Origin of the sequence: Roseococcus sp. SDR, assembly GCF_019083995.1 — a bacterium.
GTDB lineage: Bacteria > Pseudomonadota > Alphaproteobacteria > Acetobacterales > Acetobacteraceae > Roseococcus.
This window is the reverse complement of sequence record NZ_JAHRCU010000007.1, coordinates 16165-33108: the sequence shown is the minus strand read 5'-3', so window position 1 is coordinate 33108 and position 16944 is coordinate 16165. Positions and strand designations below refer to the sequence as shown.

Annotated in this window: 15 protein-coding genes; 10 read left to right on the top strand and 5 right to left on the bottom strand. The window is 69.1% G+C overall.

The window, feature by feature from the left end:
- Positions 1-4 precede the first annotated feature (4 nt).
- Positions 5-649, bottom strand: coding sequence for a hypothetical protein (locus KTR66_RS09540; protein WP_213612361.1), 645 nt, complete (start codon positions 647-649; stop codon positions 5-7).
- Between the two features lie 125 nt (positions 650-774).
- Here KTR66_RS09540 and KTR66_RS09535 point away from each other — a divergent pair, with 125 nt between their 5' ends.
- Positions 775-1758, top strand: coding sequence for a tripartite tricarboxylate transporter substrate binding protein (locus tag KTR66_RS09535; RefSeq protein WP_213612360.1), 984 nt, complete (start codon positions 775-777; stop codon positions 1756-1758).
- 7 nt (positions 1759-1765) lie between these two features.
- Here KTR66_RS09535 and KTR66_RS09530 read toward each other — a convergent pair whose 3' ends face one another.
- Genes KTR66_RS09530 through KTR66_RS09520 form a run of 3 tightly spaced genes read right to left on the bottom strand, consistent with a single transcriptional unit; the run spans position 1766 to position 4469 of the window.
- Positions 1766-2377 (bottom strand): DUF1345 domain-containing protein, encoded by a 612-nt coding sequence (locus KTR66_RS09530; RefSeq protein ID WP_213612359.1) that lies wholly within the window; start codon positions 2375-2377, stop codon positions 1766-1768.
- 5 nt (positions 2378-2382) lie between these two features.
- Positions 2383-3354 carry a threonine/serine dehydratase gene (locus KTR66_RS09525; protein ID WP_213612358.1) on the bottom strand — a complete coding sequence of 324 codons (972 nt, stop codon included), beginning with the start codon at positions 3352-3354 and terminating at the stop codon, positions 2383-2385.
- Entirely contained in the window at positions 3351-4469 is a 1119-nt protein-coding gene (locus KTR66_RS09520; RefSeq protein ID WP_213612357.1) for an FAD-binding oxidoreductase, read from the bottom strand. Before KTR66_RS09520 ends, KTR66_RS09525 begins: the two co-directional genes overlap by 4 nt.
- A gap of 119 nt (positions 4470-4588) precedes the next feature.
- Here KTR66_RS09520 and KTR66_RS09515 point away from each other — a divergent pair, with 119 nt between their 5' ends.
- From KTR66_RS09515 to KTR66_RS09485, 7 genes are all read left to right on the top strand, one after another.
- Positions 4589-5947: an ABC transporter substrate-binding protein gene (locus KTR66_RS09515; RefSeq protein ID WP_213612356.1), complete on the top strand. Its 1359-nt coding sequence runs from the start codon at positions 4589-4591 to the stop codon at positions 5945-5947.
- A 60-nt stretch (positions 5948-6007) separates the two neighbouring features.
- Positions 6008-6946, top strand: coding sequence for a carbohydrate ABC transporter permease (locus KTR66_RS09510; RefSeq protein ID WP_213612355.1), 939 nt, complete (start codon positions 6008-6010; stop codon positions 6944-6946).
- On the top strand, positions 6946-7839 hold the full coding sequence (locus tag KTR66_RS09505) for a carbohydrate ABC transporter permease (RefSeq protein ID WP_213612354.1): 894 nt from the start codon (positions 6946-6948) through the stop codon (positions 7837-7839). The genes KTR66_RS09510 and KTR66_RS09505 overlap by 1 nt, the downstream gene beginning before the upstream one ends.
- 143 nt (positions 7840-7982) lie before the next feature.
- Positions 7983-9071, top strand: a complete 1089-nt coding sequence (locus tag KTR66_RS09500; protein ID WP_213612353.1) for an ABC transporter ATP-binding protein — start codon at positions 7983-7985, stop codon at positions 9069-9071.
- Between the two features lie 89 nt (positions 9072-9160).
- On the top strand, positions 9161-9949 hold the full coding sequence (locus KTR66_RS09495) for a DUF4239 domain-containing protein (protein ID WP_213612352.1): 789 nt from the start codon (positions 9161-9163) through the stop codon (positions 9947-9949).
- Positions 9950-10024: 75 nt separating this feature from the next.
- Positions 10025-11119 (top strand): malate/lactate/ureidoglycolate dehydrogenase, encoded by a 1095-nt coding sequence (locus tag KTR66_RS09490; RefSeq protein ID WP_213612351.1) that lies wholly within the window; start codon positions 10025-10027, stop codon positions 11117-11119.
- 15 nt (positions 11120-11134) lie between these two features.
- A complete protein-coding gene (locus KTR66_RS09485) occupies positions 11135-11809 on the top strand; it encodes a hypothetical protein (RefSeq protein ID WP_213612350.1) in 675 nt (224 codons plus the stop codon).
- 55 nt (positions 11810-11864) lie between these two features.
- Here the strand turns inward: KTR66_RS09485 and KTR66_RS09480 are convergent, their stop codons facing one another.
- Complete coding sequence (locus tag KTR66_RS09480) at positions 11865-12320, bottom strand: Lrp/AsnC family transcriptional regulator (RefSeq protein WP_213612349.1); 456 nt, start codon at positions 12318-12320, stop codon at positions 11865-11867.
- 112 nt (positions 12321-12432) lie between these two features.
- Between KTR66_RS09480 and KTR66_RS09475 the strand changes: the two genes are divergently transcribed.
- Positions 12433-15786, top strand: a complete 3354-nt coding sequence (locus KTR66_RS09475; protein ID WP_213612348.1) for an indolepyruvate ferredoxin oxidoreductase family protein — start codon at positions 12433-12435, stop codon at positions 15784-15786.
- On the top strand, positions 15779-16915 hold the full coding sequence (locus KTR66_RS09470; RefSeq protein ID WP_213612347.1) for an acyl-CoA dehydrogenase family protein: 1137 nt from the start codon (positions 15779-15781) through the stop codon (positions 16913-16915). The genes KTR66_RS09475 and KTR66_RS09470 overlap by 8 nt, the downstream gene beginning before the upstream one ends.
- Positions 16916-16944: the final 29 nt, after the last annotated feature.

Genomic DNA, 16944 nt, shown 5'->3' with positions numbered 1-16944 from the left:
CGGGTCATGGCGGGAAGATCGCGGCGAGGCTGGCGGGGACCGGGCCGTCATTCGCACCGGCGAGCTGCGGCGCGGGGGGTGGCAGGCGGCGCATCTCGCGCGAGAGCGCGTCCCGCGCGGCCATGATCTGGCGCTCGGTCTCGCGCTGCGAGAGGCGGGCGGCATTTGCCAGCAGCACACCGTGTCCCTCGCCGATGCGGCTCAGCACAGCGCCCTCGCCCGGCGGCGCGCCAGTCTTCAGCTGGAGCAGGAGCTGCTGCACCGGCGCATCGGCTGCGCGGATCAGGCGCGCGAGGCGGCGATCCTCATAGGTGGGGCGGGAGGACGTCACCTCGTTCGTCGCCCAGCGCGGCGGCGTGTCGGCGCTGGCGGCGGAGAGGGCGCTGGAGAGGGCGGCGATGGCGGGCTCGGTCGCGCCCGGGGCGAAGGCGGCGGGCTGGAAGTTCAGGGGCGCGCCATCCCACAGAACGCCGAGCGCGTAGAAATAGGCGGCGAGCGCGCCGCGGGCCTCGCGCTGTGGCGCGTCCTCACCGGGCGCGGCACGGGCCACGGCGAAGCTCGCCTGGCGCGCCCAGTCGCGCAGCGCGCTGTTCAGCGGCAGCGTGCAGGCGGGCAGCAGCATCAGGGGCAGGAACCGGCGGGGCAACACGGCCGCAGCATCCCGGCAAAGGGCGGCGGCGGCAAGCAGATCACCCTCCAGGTCGAATTTTCTTGACCTTGGGCGGCCATCCGCGCGCCGATCATGGTTGGGGCGGCAAGCCCCGGGGAGGATGCATGAAAAACGCGAACACGGCCGGCCTGAGCCGGCGCTCTGCCCTTGGCCTGTTGGCCGCGCCCGCCCTGGCCCAGGCGCAGGGCCAGGCCTGGCCCACATCCTCCATCCGCTTCATCGGGCTGTTTCCCCCCGGCGGCGGCACCGACATCCTCTCGCGGATCTGGTGCCTGAAGATGGCCGAGATGACGGGGCAGCAATTCGTGGTCGAGAACCGCTCGGGCTCCGGCGGCAATGTCGGTACGGAGGCGATCGCGCGCGCGGCGCCGGACGGGATGACCATCGGGCTCGCCAGCGTGGCGCCGCTCGCCATCGGGCCCACGCTCTACGGGCGGCTGCCCTTCAACCCGGCGCAGGATTTCTCGCTGGTCTCGGGCCTGTGGCAATTGCCCAATCTGCTGGTGGTGAACAACGACGTGCCTGCACGTTCTGTGCCGGAGCTGATCGCGCTGCTGAAGGCCAATCCGGGGCGCTACGCCTATGCCTCCTCCGGCTCGGGCACCACGGTGCATCTCTCGGGCGAGATGTTCAAATCCATGGCCGGCGTGGACATGCTGCATGTGCCCTATCGCGGCGCGGCGCCCGCGCATGTGGACCTTCAGGCCGGCCGTGTGCACATGATCTTCGACAACATCCCGCAGGGCCTGGCGCTGGCGCGCGAGGGGCGGCTGCGTGCGCTCGCCGTCACCGGCGCCACGCGCAGCCCGCAGGCGCCCGAGATTCCAGCCATGGCGGAATTCCTGCCGGGCTTCGAGATCACCTCCTGGGGTGGCGTGATGGGGCCGGCCGGCATGCCGCGTGCCATCATCCATCGGCTGAACCAGCTCACGAAGGAATCGCTGGAAAGCGCAGATCTGAAGCGCCGCTTCGAGGAGAATGGCGCCTCCACCTGGTACACGACGCCGGAGGATTTCGCGACCTTCCGCGCGGCGAACGAAGCCAGCTTCGCGCCACTGATCCGCGCCTCCGGCGCCAAGGTGGATTGACGCCGGCTCAGTTCGATCCGCCGGCCACGATGTTGACCGCGGCGGCGAGGATGACGGCATTGAAGCCGAAGGCGACGAGACCATGCGTCAGCACCAGCCGGCGCATGGCCGGGCTGCTGGTCGTCACGTCGCTCACCTGGAAGGTCATGCCGATGGTGAAGGCGAAATAGAGAAACTCGCTGAATTCCGGCGTGCCGTCGCCGCCGGGAAACTCGATCCCGTACTCGTGCATCCAATATTCGTGCGCGTAGTCCTGCGCGAAGAGCAGGTGGACGTAGAACCAGGAGAGGATGATGGCCGGGATGGCGACGCCGCCGCCGAGCCCATCCCAGCGGAACACCAGGAAGAGCAGCGAGGCAGCGGCCGCGACCACGGAGAGGATGGAGACCACCCGGCGGCCCTCTACCACCTCCCGCGCCCGGCTGCGCATCGTCTCCGGCGTGGCCTTGCCCAGGCGATACAGCAGCAGTGACGCATGCGTGAGGACATGCGCCGACCAGCCGAGCATCGCCGCCGTCTCGACGGTGAGTGGCATGGCTGTGAGGAGGAGAAACACCGCCAGGCCCACGCCCAGTGCCGGAAGGGTGAAGCCGCGCCGCAGGATGGCTGGCAGCTGCATGCGCCTCAGGCCGCCATGGCCTGCGCGAAGACGCCCCGATCCACATTGCCGCCGCTGAGGATGATGCCCGTCACCGCATCGCGCGTCGCGAGCTTGCCAGCCAGCACGGCCGCCAGCGCCACTGCGCCGCCCGGCTCCACCACCAGCTTCAGATGGGTGAAGGCGAAGCGCATGGCGGCGAAAACCTCCTCCGGCGTCACCACGAGCCCATCCGCCACGCGCGGCGCGTTCACCGCGAAGGTGAGCTGGCCCGGCTGCTTGGAGAGGAGCGCGTCGCACAACCCGGCACCCGTACCGTCATTGGCGATGCGCTGGCCGGCGCGCAGCGAGCGGCCATAATCATCCCATCCCTCGGGCTCCACCGCATAGATGCGCGCCTGTGGCGCCAGCGCCTTGGCGGAGAGGGCGGAACCCGCGAGCAACCCGCCGCCGCCGGTGCAGATGGCGATCTGGTCCGGCTTGAAGCCCTCCGCCCGCGCATCCTCCAGCAATTCGAGGATCGCGGTCCCCTGGCCGGCGATCACATCCGCATGGTCGAAGGGCGGGATCACGGTGGCGCCGCGCTGGGCTGCCAGTTCCTGCGCCAGCGCGTCGCGGTCCACGCCGTGGCGGTCGAAGAAGTGGATCTCCGCCCCCCAGGCGCGCGTCGCTTCCACCTTCACGCTGGGCGCGTCCTGCGGCATGGCGATCAGCGCAGGCATGCCGAGGGCCGCGCAGGCGGCGGCCACGGCCTGGCCGTGATTGCCGGAGGAATGCGTCACCACGCCGCGCGCCCGTGCTTCGGGCGGCAGCAGCATGGCGGCATTGGTGGCGCCACGCAGCTTGAAGCTGCCGGTGATCTGCAAGGGCTCGGGCTTCACCAGCACCACGCCGCCGGCCGCCGCATCCAGTGCGCGGTGGCGCAGCATGGGCGTGCGGCGGATGCGGCCCTTCAGCCGTTGGGCCGCGGCCTGGACGTCATCGAAGCTCGGCGTCATGCCGCAAACCTTCCTGCGAATCTTTGGGGATCGGTGAGGGGGATGGCGGCCGCCACGTCGGCATCGGGCGCCTCGCCGCGCACGAGTTGCGCCAGAAGGCGGCCGGCGGCGGGCGCGGTCTGGATGCCATAGCCGCCCTGGCCGCAGAACCAGAAGAAGCCAGGCGCCGCGCAGGGCCCGATCGCCAGGCCGCGATCGGGCGTGAAGCTGCGCAGACCCGCCCATCGGTGCTCGACGCGATGCACCGGGATGTCGAGCGCCTGCTGCATGCGATCCACCGCGATGGCCACGTCGAGCTCATCCGGCTGCGCGTCGCAGGGCGCGCTGTCCGTCTCGTCGGCGGGGCTGACCATGAGCTTGCCGCGCGCCTCGGGGCGCACATACCAGGAGTGGTGCATGTCCCCCACCAGCGGCCACTCGGCGCTCTGATAACGGCCGGGGTCCACGATCAGCGCGGTGCGGCGCTTGGGCTGCAGGCCGATCTTCGCCACCCCCGCGATCTCCGCCACCACGTCGCCCCAGGCGCCGGCGGCGTTGACGATGGCGGGCGCGGTGAAGACATCGCCCGTGCTGGTTTCGGCGTGCCAGAGGCCCTTCGCGTGCCAGATGCGGCCCGCCTTGTTGCGCAGCGCCAGCACGCCGCCCGCGCGCCTGAGCTGCGCCAGGAAGCCCTGGTGCAGGGCGGCCACGTCAATGTCGAAGGCATCCTGCTCGATGGCGGCCGCCACCGCCCAGTCGGGCCGGATGGCGGGCACGATGGCGCGCGCGTCCGAGAGCGGGATCGCCACGCGCCCGGCATCGAGTGAGGCGGCGAGGTCCGCCGCCTGCGCCGCATCGGCCAGCGTCAGCACGGGACGGTGATGCGCGAGCTTTGCTTCGGTGAAACCTTCCGGCGGCGATTCGAAGAAGGCGCGGGAGGCACCGGTCAAGAGCCGCGCATCGGCGCTGCCATAGCTGAGGATCCAGATGGCCGCCGAACGGCCCGTCGTGTGGTAACCGGCGGAATCCTCCGCCTCCAGCAGGGCCACGCGATGCGTCGTGGAGAGATGCGCGCCGGCGGTCGCACCGGCGATGCCCGCCCCGATGACCAGGGCGTCGAAGGAATGGGTGTTCATCCCCGCATCCTCATCCCGCCCGCCCGGCGCGGCAAGATCGGTTGCGCTGCCTGCCGGAGCATGCCTAACCTTCCCACCAGCGGCGGAGACCGCGCGGAAACATCCAAGGGAGTTCAAGAATGTCCAACAAGGATCTGTCCCGTCGCGCCGCCCTCGGCGCGGGTGCGGGCGTCGTCGCCGCCGGCACGCTGAGCGCGCCGGCCGTGTTCGGCCAGCCGACGACCACGCTGCGCTGCGCCTTCTGGGACCACTGGGTGCCGACCGGCAATGGCGCGCTGCGTCAGCTCGCGCAGCAGTTCGGCGAGCGCAACCGCGTCAACGTCAATCTCGACTTCATCACGACCGTGGGCAACCAGCTGCAGCTGACCGCCGCCGCCCAGGCGCAGTCCCGCAGCGGGCATGACATCCTCTCGCTCTCGCCCTGGGATATCGGCGCCTATGCCGACCAGCTGGAGCCGGTGGATGACGTGATGGGCCGCCTCACCCAGCGCTATGGCGCGGTGAACCCGGCGGCGGAATTCCTCGCCAAGCATCGCGGCTCCTGGCGCGCGGTGCCGGCGACCTCCGGCACGCAGAACAAGCCCGCCTGCGTCCGCTTCGACCTGATGCAGGAGCATGCCGGCATCGATGTCCGTGCCATGTGGCCGGCCGAGAACCGCGCCGGCCCCGGGGCCGACACCTGGAACTGGGACACCTTCCTGCGCGCCGCCGAGGCCTGCCATCGCGCCGGCTTCCCCTTCGGCCTGCCCATGGGCCAGTTCACCGATTCCGTGGACTGGGTCGGTGCGCTCTTCGAGAGCTATGGCGCGCGCGTGACCGATGAGCGCGGCAACCCGACGATCCGCGGCAACCAGCAGCTGCGCCAGGTGATGGACTATGCCGTCCGCCTCTCGCGCTTCCTGCCGAATGACGTCTGGGCCTGGGATGACGCGGCGAACAACCGCGCGCTGATCTCCGGCCGCTCGGCGCTGATCTTCAACCCGCCCTCCGCCTGGGCGGTGGCGAAGCGTGACGCGCCGCAGGTGGCCGAGCGCTGCTGGACCATCCCGATGCCGGCCGGCCCGCGCGGCCGCTTCCTGGCCTATCTGCCCTGGAGCTCGGGCATCTGGAGCTTCGGCCGCAACAAGGCCGTGGCCAAGCAGTTCCTGGAATTCCTCAGCACGCGCGAGGCGGCGGAGCTCACCACCAACACCTCGAACGGCTACGACATCCCGCCCTTCGATTCGATGAGCGACTTCCGGATCTGGCAGACGGAAGGCCCGCCGGTCGGCACCGTGTTCAACTACCCGAACAAGCCGCACCACCAGGCGAAGGCGCATATCGCCTTCTCCCCGGCGCCGGCGGAACTCGCCAGCCAGATGTACATCCAGGCGCTGAACACCAAGGTCATCGCGCGCGTCGCCCAGGGTGGCGAGACGATCGAGCAGGCGCTCACCTGGCTCGAGCGCGAGATCAACAACATGCGCCGCGGCGGCTGAGCGAATGCGGGCGGGGTGATGCCCCGCCCGCCCATTTTTTTCTGACGGGAAGGGGGCGAGATGGCATTGGACGCCACCGAAGGCCGGCTGGCCGCGGCGTATGCGCGCGGTTCGGGCAACACGTTGCAGCGCTTTGCGCGGCGGCGCTCGACCATCGCCTTCATCATGACCTTGCCGCTCATCGCGGTGATCGGCGGGCTGGTCGCCTGGCCGGCCTTCTACGCGATGTACCTCGCCACGCTGAACCGGCGGATGACGAGCTTCATCGGCCTCGAAAACTTCGCCATCCTGCTGGATTCCGAGACATTCCGGATGGTGATCTGGCAGAGCTGCTTCTTCGCCATCACCGCCGTGCTGCTGAAGGCGCTGATCGGCTTCTGGCTGGCGCATATGCTGCACCACATCCCGACCAAAGGGCAGCGCAAATGGCGCGGCATGCTGCTGGTGCCCTGGGTGATTCCGCCGGCACTCTCCACCCTTGGCTGGTGGTGGATGTTCGAGCCCTCCTATTCCTCGATCAACTGGCTGATCAATGTGTTTGGCCTGCCCGGCGTGCCCTGGCTGGGCGAGCCCTGGTGGGCGCGCATCTCCATCATCATCGTCAATGTCTGGTACGGCGCGCCCTTCTTCATGATCATGTACCTGGCCGCGCTGAAATCCGTGCCGGAACAGCTCTATGAGGCGGCGGCGATCGATGGCGCGACGAGCTGGCAGCGGCTGCGCTACGTGACGCTGCCGATGATGCGCAACATCATCTCCATCACCGTGCTGTTCAGCCTGATCGTCACCTTCGCCAACTACGACATCGTCCGCGTGCTCACCAATGGCGGCCCGCGTGACCTGACGCATGTCTTCGCCAGCTATGCCTTCCAGGTGGGCGTGCTCTCGGGGAACATCCCGCGCGGTGCGGCCGTCAGCCTGTTCATGTTCCCGCTGCTCGCCGTGATCGCCTTCTTCGTGCTGCGCGGCATCAACCAGCGCAACAAGGAGGAGGCGTGATGTCCGCCGCCACGAGCCGCGACGTTCCCGGCATCTACCACAAGGCCGGCAGCCTGCGCGCCGAGCGGCGCTGGGCGCTCTGGACCGCCTATGCCTCGCTCATCTTCGCCGCCATCGTCATGCTGGCGCCGCCCTTCTACATGCTGCTCACCAGCCTGAAGACGAGTGCGGAGATCGCCGATCTCGGCGCCAATCCCTGGATCGTGCGCGACCCCACGCTGGAGAACTACGCCGCCATCATCGGCAACCCGATGTTCCGCGGCTTCATGTACAACAGCGTGAAGATCACGGTGCTGGTGGTGATCATCACCATGGTGATCTCGGTGCTGGCGGCCTTCGCGCTGGCGCGGATGCGCTTCTGGGGCAGCCAGATGCTGGCGACCGGCGTCTTCCTGACCTACCTGGTGCCGGACACGCTGCTCTTCATCCCGCTCTACCAGATCGTGGGCAGCCTTGGCCTGCTCAACTCCACCTGGGGGCTGGTGCTGGTCTATCCGACGCTGACCGTGCCCTTCTGCACCTGGATCATGATCGGCTACTTCGCCTCCATCCCGAAGGAGCTGGACGAGGCGGCGCTGATCGACGGCGCGACCTGGCCACAGATGCTGCTGAAGATCTTCATCCCGGTGGCGCTGCCCGGCATCATCGCCGCGACCATCTTCGCCTTCACCGTGAGCTGGGCGGCCTTCGTCTATCCCACCGCCTTCATCACCCGGCCGGATGAGATGCCGCTGACCATCGGCGTGGTGAGCCAGCTGATCCGTGGCGACACCTTCGCCTGGGGGCAGCTCATGGCGGGCGCGCTTCTGGCGGCGCTGCCGCCGGTCGTCGTCTACGCCTTCCTCATGGACTACTACATCGCCGGCCTGACCGCCGGCGCGACGAAGGGGTGAGGGGGCTTTGCCCCCTCACACTCCCCCAGCAGGGAACGAGTTCCCTGCACCCATATTTGATCGGAGATGCAAGAACCTGAGGTTCTTGCTGGGGAGTTTGAGGGGCAAAGCCCCTCAAGGCCCTGAACGCAAAAGGACGAGACATGGCTGAACTCTCGCTGCGCAAGGTCGTGAAGGAATACGAGGGCGGCGTGCAGGCCGTGAAGGGGATCGACCTCGAGATCGCGGACCATGAGTTCGTCGTCCTCGTCGGCCCCTCGGGCTGCGGCAAATCCACCACGCTGCGCATGATCGCCGGGCTGGAGGAAATCAGCGGTGGCGAGATTTCCATCGGCGGCACGGTGGTGAACGACATTCCGCCGCGCGACCGCGATATCGCCATGGTGTTCCAGAACTACGCGCTCTATCCGCACATGTCGGTCTTCGACAACATGGCCTTCGGCCTGCTGCTGCGGAAATTCCCGCGCGAGGAGATCAAGCGCCGCGTGGACAATGCGGCACGCATCCTCGATATCGTGCCGCTCCTGGACCGCAAGCCAAAGGCGCTCTCGGGCGGGCAGCGGCAGCGCGTGGCCATGGGCCGCGCCATCGTGCGCGACCCCAAGGTCTTCCTCTTCGACGAGCCGCTCTCCAACCTCGATGCCAAGCTGCGCGTGCAGATGCGCACCGAGATCAAGAAGGTGCACCAGACGGTGCGCACCACCACGGTCTACGTCACGCATGACCAGGTGGAGGCGATGACGCTCGCCGACCGCGTGGTGGTGATGAACCATGGCGTGATCGAGCAGGTGGGCCCGCCGCAGGAGCTGTATCACAACCCGGCGACGCGCTTCGTGGCCGGCTTCATTGGTTCGCCGGCGATGAACTTCCTCCCCGCCCATGTCGAGAATGGGGCGGTGCACCTGCAGGGCGGCGCGGTGCTGCCCATCCCGGAGGCGCGGCGCGCGCGCTACGAGGGGGCGGCGGGGCGCAAGCTCCTGTTCGGCATCCGGCCCGAGCATCTGACGGATCATCGGCCGCATCTGCCGAACCGCTGCGACCTGGTGGTGACGCCCGAGGTGATCGAGCCCATGGGCATGGAGACCATGGTGCATTTCCATCTGGGCGATGCGCGCGATTGCTGCGCCCGGTTCGAGCCCACCGTGCAGGTCGCGCCCGATGTGCCCACCACGCTGACGGTGGACATGAACAACATGCACCTGCTCGACGAGGCGACGGGGAAGGTGCTGTAGACACCCAGGCGGAGGCGTCACCCGCCGGGCCAGGTTGGCCGCGCGCGGGCATTCCATGCGTCGTAGTCACGTTGTAGAGGTTGGAGTGCATGCTCCAGCTTCTCGATCTTGCCCATGCCGTGCCCAATTGGGTGGTGTTCGTCACCGTCACCGCGGTCCTGATCGGCCTTGGGCTGACATTGCCGCTGCTGGCGCGTGCCCTGCGCGGGCAGGACACGGATGACGCGGCGAACCGCTTCACGCTGGACGGCATCCGTGGCGTGAGCACCATGCTGGCCCTCATCCTGGGGTTTTCGCTCAATCAGGTGCTGGTGAACTTCCGCGAGGCGTCCGAGCTGGTCACCCGCGAGGCTTCGGTGGTGAACCAGCTGGATCGCGGGCTGCTTCGCCTCGGTGTGCCGGAGTTCGAGCAATTGCGGCCGGTGCTCCTGGAATATGTGCGCGTGACGGTCACCGAGGAATGGCCGCTGATGGCGCGCGGTCAGCGCAGTGAAGCCGCGCAGCAGCTGTTCAACCAGCTTCAGATGGTGGTGCGGACCACCGATGTCGGCTCGCCGCGGCAGCAGGCGCTCTACACCGAGATCCTGCGCATGCTGGAGCAGCAGTCGGATGTCCGCGAAGCCCGCTTCCAGGCCACGCGCGAGCGCCTGCCGGAGCTGTTCTGGTACGCGATCCTGATGCCCTGCCTGCTGCTGCTTTGGATGCATGCGCTGACCGACACGCAACTCTACACCCGGGTGGTGAAGGTGGCGATGATGGGCACCCTGGGCACGCTGATCGCCCTGGTCATGGTGCTGGACCGCCCCTTCCGCGGGGAGACGAGCGTGACGCCCTATGCGCTGGAGCGCGCGATCGAGCGCATGCAGGCGCGCCGCTAGCCGAATCACGGGTTGCCCGGTCTGGACGCGATGCCCCGCCACGGGCAGTTTCCTTCCCAACCGGAGGAATGCGCCATGGCCGAGCCTGACTACGTCTACATCCCCGAAGCCGAGCTGGAGGGCTTCGTCACCCGCATCTTCACCGCATCGGGCTGCGCGCCCCATGAGGCCGCGCGGATCTCGAACCACCTCGTCGGCGCCAATCTCGCGGGCCATGACAGCCACGGCGTGGTGCGCGTGCCGCGCTATGTCGAATGGCAGCGCGCGGGTCACGTTCTGGCCGGGCAGAGTGTCGAGATCGTCACCGATGGCGGCAGCTTCGTGCTGCTGGATGGCAAGTTCGGCTTCGGCCAGACGGTGGCGGAGCAGGCCACGCGCCTGGGCATCGAGCGCGCGCTCGCCCAGGGCGCCTGCATCGTCGGGCTGCGCAATGCGGGCCATATCGGCCGCACCGGTGACTATGCCGAGATGGCGACGGCCGAGGGGCTGATCTCCATCCATTTCGTGAATGTCGCGGGCTCAGTGCTCGTCGCCCCCTTCGGCGGGGCGGAGCGGCGCTTCTCGACGGCACCCTTCTGCGTCGGCGTTCCGCTGCCCGAGGGGCCGGTGATCCTCGATTTCGCCACCTCCTTCGTGGCGGAGGGCAAGGTGCTGGTCGCCTCCAATGGCGGCAAGGCGCTGCCGGAGAACGCGCTGATCACGGCCGATGGGAAGATGTCGGGCGATCCGCACACGCTCTATGGCGACTACCCGCCGGTGGGCCCGCGCAACCCGTCCAACGGCACGGGGGCGATTCGCGCCTTTGGCGACCACAAGGGCTCCGGCCTCGCCTTCATCTGCGAATTGCTGGCGGGTGCGCTGACGGGCGGCGGCTGCTCCGGACCCATCACGGAGCGCGGGCGCATCGCGAACGGCATGCTCTCCATCTACCTCTCGCCCGCGCATTTCGCCGATGAGGCGGCCTTCCACCAGGCGGCGCAGGATTATGTGGCCTGGGTGAAGTCCTGCCGCCCCGCGGACCCCGAGGCGCCGATCATGGCCCCGGGCGACCCCGAGAATGAGCGCCGTGCCCAGCGCCGCGTGACGGGCCTTCCGCTGCCGCGCGAGGCATGGCAGGGCATCCTGGACACGGCCGCCTCGCTGGGGATCAACGGCCCAGACGGGGTTTGACCTGAGGGATCTGGAATGAGCACCACCGTCTACGAGGCCTATCGCGCGATCCGGGAGCGCATCCTGAGCGCGGCCGCGGGCCGCATCCCGCAGGCCAACGCGGCCTCGCAGGCGCGGGCGCTGGGCGTGTGGCACCACAAGGAGGTGCGCGTCGGCAACGAGGCGCAGTTCCAGCTGGTGCTCGACCTCGCGGTCTTCGGCCCGGTGGGTGGGCATTCCCGTGCGCTCGACCGAGAGGCCAAGGCCGGCGACTACCCGGATGGCAGCGAGGAGGCACGCATTCTGGCCGCCCTCTCCCGCGCGCATTTCACGCTGTTCCGTGTGGGCGCCACGCATCCGGAAGGCGGTGTCATGGCGGAGGATCTTCTGCGCGGCACCGCTCTGCACATCCAGGACCAGATGCTGGCGCGGGAGGAGGCGCAGGGCGTCGCCTTCGCCGGCCGGCTGATGCGGCTGGAGGGTTTCGAGATGACCTGCGGCGCGCTGGCGCCCGTGACGGATGAGGTGGTGGAATCGCTGCTCGGGCGCCCGGCGCCGGTTCAGCCCATTCCGCGCTTCCTGCCGATGCTGACGCCCCTGGTGCCGGAGGATGTGGCGGTGCTGCGCGCGGCGGCGGCGGCCGAGGATTTCCCGGCGCGGGTCTATCGCACCGCGCTCGAGCATGGGCTGCTGGGGCCCTTGCCGGCCTAGCGTCTGGTCGCCTTTGGCGGCATCGCCAGGGGCGTGAATCAGCCGCGCGGCAAAGCTAAGCCGGCACCGGCGTGAAGACCTGTTTCAGGCAGCGGATGCCAAACGCAGTGCGGGTGTGCCGCACACCGGGCAGGCGATAGATCTTCTCGCGCAGCAGCCGCTCATACCCCGCCGTGCCGCCCACCGCCGCCTTCAGGATGTAGTCGTATTCGCCGGTGACGAGCCAGGCCTCGATCACCTCCGGCATGGCGGCGATGGCCTCCTCGAAGCGCGCCAGCTGCTCGGCGTCGTGCTTCTCGGTCATCACCTCGATGATGACGGTGTCGGGCAAACCCAGCTTCGCCTGGTCCAGCTCGGCCCGGTAGCCGCGGATCACGCCGGCCTGCTCCAGCCGCCGCACCCGCGCCCAGCAGGGCGAGGGGGAAAGGCCGGCGCGTTCGGCGAGCTCCGCATTGGTCAGGCGGGCCTCGCCGTGCAGGGCACGGAGGATCCGGCGGTCAATGGCGTCCATCGCGGAAGATCCTTCTGGCATTTCGGCGCTGCACAAGAGAATGCGGCAAAACCTCCGGCGCTTTCCAGCGCAGTCTCCCACAGTCATAATCCGCCCGGGACCGGAGACCGTCATGAACAGCATCATCCGCGCCGACATCTCCCTGGAGGAGCGTTGGGAAGCCGCGGGGCGCGAAACCCTGCTGACCGGCACGCAGGCGCTGGTGCGCATCCCCCTGCTGCGGCGCGAGCTGGACGATGCCGAGGGGCTGGATACGGCGGCCTATATCAGCGGCTATCGCGGCTCGCCGCTCGGCGGCTATGACCGCGAACTCTGGAAGCAGAAGAAGCGCCTGGCGGAGCACCGCATCGTCTTCGAGCCGGGGCTGAACGAGGATCTCGCGGCGACGGCGTGCTGGGGCACGCAGCAGCTCAACCTCTATCCGAAAGCGAAGCATCAGGGCGTCTTCGCCATCTGGTACGGCAAGGGGCCGGGCGTGGACCGCAGCGGCGATGTGCTGCGGCATGCCAATGGGGCGGGGACGGCACCGCTGGGGGGCGTTCTGGCGCTGGCCGGCGATGACCCGGCGTCCAAATCCTCCACCGTCACCAGCGGTTCGGAATATGCCTTCGCCGATCTCGAGATCCCGATGCTTGACCCGGCCGATGTGGGCGAGGTGCTGGAATATGGCGTGAAGGCCATCGCCCTCTCGCGCTTCTCCGGCCTCTGGGTCGGCATGAAGTGCATCGCGGAGACGATGGACGCCACCATGAGCCTGACGGTGGACCCGGCCGCGCTGATGACGCTGACGCCCAATGGCGTGGCGATGCCGCCGGGCGGGCTGCATATCCGCCTGAAGGATGCCGCGCTGCCCATCGAGGAGCGGGTGCGGCATTTCAAGCTGCCGGCCGCATTGGCCTTCGCGCGGCTCAATGGCTTCAACCGCGTGGTGCAGGAGGCGCCGAATGCACGCTTCGGCATCGCGGTGCGCGGCAAGGCATGGTCCACGCTGAAGCAGGCGCTGGCCGATGCGGGCATCACGCCGGAGCTGGCGCGGATGGGCGGCCTGCGCATCTGGAAGGTGGGCCTCGCCTGGCCGCTGGATGCCGAGGCCGCGCGCGAATTCTGCCGGGGCCTCGAGAGCGTGCTGGTGGTGGAGGATCGCCGCAGCTTCCTCGAGATGCAGCTGCGCGAGGCGCTCTATGCCGAGCCGGAGCGCCCGCGCCTGCATGGCAAGGATGTGCTGAGCGATCTCGCCGAACTCGACTCCGCGCAGATTCTCCGCGGCCTGGCCAAGACCCTGCCCGAGGCGCTGCGCACCGAGCGCCTGGCTACGCGCATCGCGGAGCTGGACGCGTTGGCGGCGGCGGCGGCCGAGCCGCTGGATGTCCGCCAGCCCTATTTCTGCCCGGGCTGCCCGCACAACACCTCGACCCGCGTGCCGGAGGGCAGTCACGCGCTGGCCGGCATCGGCTGCCATTATCTGGCGAAGGACATGAATCGCGAGAGCGACCTATTCAGCCATATGGGCGGCGAGGGCGCCGCCTGGATCGGCCAGCACCATTTCACCGAGACGCCGCACGTTTTCACCAATATGGGCGATGGCACCTATGGCCATTCCGGCGTGCTGGCGATCCGCGCCGCGATCGCAAGCAAGGCGAACATCACCTATAAGATCCTGGTGAATTCCGCGGTCGCCATGACCGGCGGGCAGCCGCTGGATGGCGAGATGACCGTGCCGCGCATCGCGGCGCAGATGGTGGCCGAGGGTGCGACCAAGGTCGTCATCGTGGGCGATGACCCGGACCGCCATCGGGGTGATCCGCTGATCCCGCGCAGCGTCGCCTTCTACCCCCGCAGTGAGCTGGACGCGGTTCAGCGCATGCTGCGCGAGGTGCCCGGCTGCTCGGTGCTGATCTACGACCAGCAATGCGCGACGGAGAAGCGCCGCCAGCGCAAGCGCGATCTGGCACCCAAGGCCACGAAGCGCGCGGTGATCAACCCGCGTGTCTGCGAGGATTGCGGCGATTGCTCGCGCGCGTCGAACTGCATCGCGATCGAGCCGATCGAGACGGAATGGGGCCGCAAGCGCCGCATCGACCAATCCGGCTGCAACCAGGATTTTTCCTGCGTCGAAGGCTTCTGCCCCTCCTTCCTCACGCTGGAGGGCGCGGAGCCCGCGAAGCCGCCGATGCCGGTCATCGCCACCGAGGCGCCGCTGCCCGTGCTGCCCGAGGCCGCGCCGGGCGACGCCTGGAACATCCTGCTGGCCGGCGTGGGCGGGCAGGGCGTCACGGCGCTCTCCGCCATCCTCGCCATGGCGGCGCATCTGGAAGGGCGGCCGGTGCGCTCCCTCGACAATCTCGGTCTCGCGCAGAAGGGCGGCGGCGTCTATGCGCAGCTGCGTATCGGCCGCGTGGGTGAGGTGGTGACCAGCCCGCGCATCGGCCAGGGCCAGACGGATGCGATGATCGCGGCCGACCTGGTGGGCGCGCATGGCCGCATGGCGCGGCCGCTGCTCGGCCCCGGCCGCTCGCGCGTGGTGCTGAGCGCCGATGTCTCGCCCACTGGCCGCTTCGTGCTGAACCCCGAGACGCGCGACGACCCCGCCGCGATGCTGGAGAGCGTGCGCGCCGTGACGCGCGAGGTGGTGGCCCTGCCCGCCGCCCGCCGCGTGGAGCAGGATTTCGGCGAGCTGATCTACCTGAACATCTACCTGCTCGGCGCCGCCTTCCAGCGCGGCCTGATCCCGATGTCGCGCGAGGCGCTGCGCCGCGCCATCGAGCTGAACGGCGCCGCCGTGCCGAAGAACCTCGCCGCCTTCGAGGCCGGGCGCCTCGCCGCCGAGGCAGCGCCGAAGCCGCCCGAGACGCTGGAGGCGCTGATCGGGCGCTGCGTGGCGGACCTCACCGCCTATCAATCCGCGCGCTATGCCGCGCGCTACGCCGAATTCGTGGCGCGTGTGCAGGCGGCAGAGCTGCCGGGCGAGACGCGGCTGACGCGGGCAGTGGCGACGCAGCTGTATCGCCTGATGGCCTACAAGGATGAGTATGAGGTGGCGCGGCTTCATACCGACGCCGCCTGGCAGGCGAAGCTGGCGGAGGGCTTCACCGGCACCACCCGCATCAACCTGCATCTCGCGCCGCCCCTGCTGGCGAAACCGGGCAGCGATGGCCGCATCCGCAAGATCACCTTCGGCCCCTGGATGCTGAACGCCATGGGCTGGCTGCGTCACGGCAAGGCGCTGCGCGGCACGCCGCTCGACCCCTTCGGCCATACCGAGGAACGCCGCATGGAGCGCGCGCTGATCGGCGAGTATCGCGCCGGGATCGAGAAGCTGCTCGCCGGCCTGCACCCCACCAACTACGCCCGCGCCTGCGAATGGGCCGAGGCGGCGGCCGGCATCAAGGGCTTCGGCCCGGTGAAGCGGCGCAATGTCGAAGCCACCCGCGCCCGCTGGGCCGCCCTGGAATCCGCGCATGTTTGACCTGCCCGAAGACACGAAGGCGCTGCGCGACACCGCGCTGGATTTCGCGCGCGAGCGCATCGCCCCCCATGCGCTGCGCTGGGATGAGGAGCGCCACTTCCCGGTGGATGTGTTCCGGGAGGCGGCGGGCCTCGGCATGGCCGGCCTTTATGTGCGGGAGGAAAGTGGCGGCTCCGGCCTTACGCGGCTCGACGCCGCGGTGGTGTTTGAGGCGCTGGCGCGGGGCTGCCCCACCATCAGCGCCTTCCTCTCCATCCACAACATGGTCGCTTGGATGATCGACCGCTGGGGCGGCGAGGCGCAGCGTACGCAATGGCTGCCGCCGCTGCTGACGATGGAGAAGATCGCCTCCTACTGCCTCACCGAGCCCGGTTCGGGCAGCGATGCCGTCGCCCTCGCCACGCGGGCCAAGCGCGACAATGAAGGCTATGTGATGGACGGCGTGAAGCAGTTCATCAGCGGCGCCGGCGCCTCGGACCTGTACCTGACCATGGCGCGGACGGGTGGGCCGGGCGCGGATGGCGTCTCGGCCCTGCTGGTGCCGAAGGAGGCGCCGGGGCTGAGCTTCGGCGCCAATGAGAAGAAGATGGGCTGGAACGCGCAGCCCACGCGCCAGGTGATCTTCGAGGCCACGCGCGTGCCGTCCGAGGCGCTGCTGGGCGAGGAAGGCCAGGGCTTCCGCTACGCCATGGCTGGGCTGGATGGCGGGCGGCTGAACATCGCCGCCTGCTCGCTGGGCGGCGCGCAGGCGGCGCTCGACATCGCCCTCGATTACGTGAAGACGCGCCGCGCCTTCGGCAAGGCCATCTCCGACTTCCAGGCCACGCAGTTCCGCCTGGCCGACATGGCGACGGAGCTGGAGGTGGCGCGCACCTTCCTCTGGCGCGCCTGCACCAAGCTCGATGAGAAGGCGCCGGACGCGACGCTGTTCTGCGCCATGGCCAAGCGTCACGTGACGGATGTCGGGCATCGCGTGGCGGATGAGGCGCTGCAGCTGTTGGGTGGCTATGGCTACCTGGCCGATTACGGCATCGAGAAGATCGTCCGTGACCTTCGGGTGCATCGCATCCTGGAGGGGACGAACGAGATCATGCGGGTGATCATCGCCCGGCAGCTGCTCGCGCGCTGAATCCGCTTGCCCCGGCGGGGCGGGCGGGA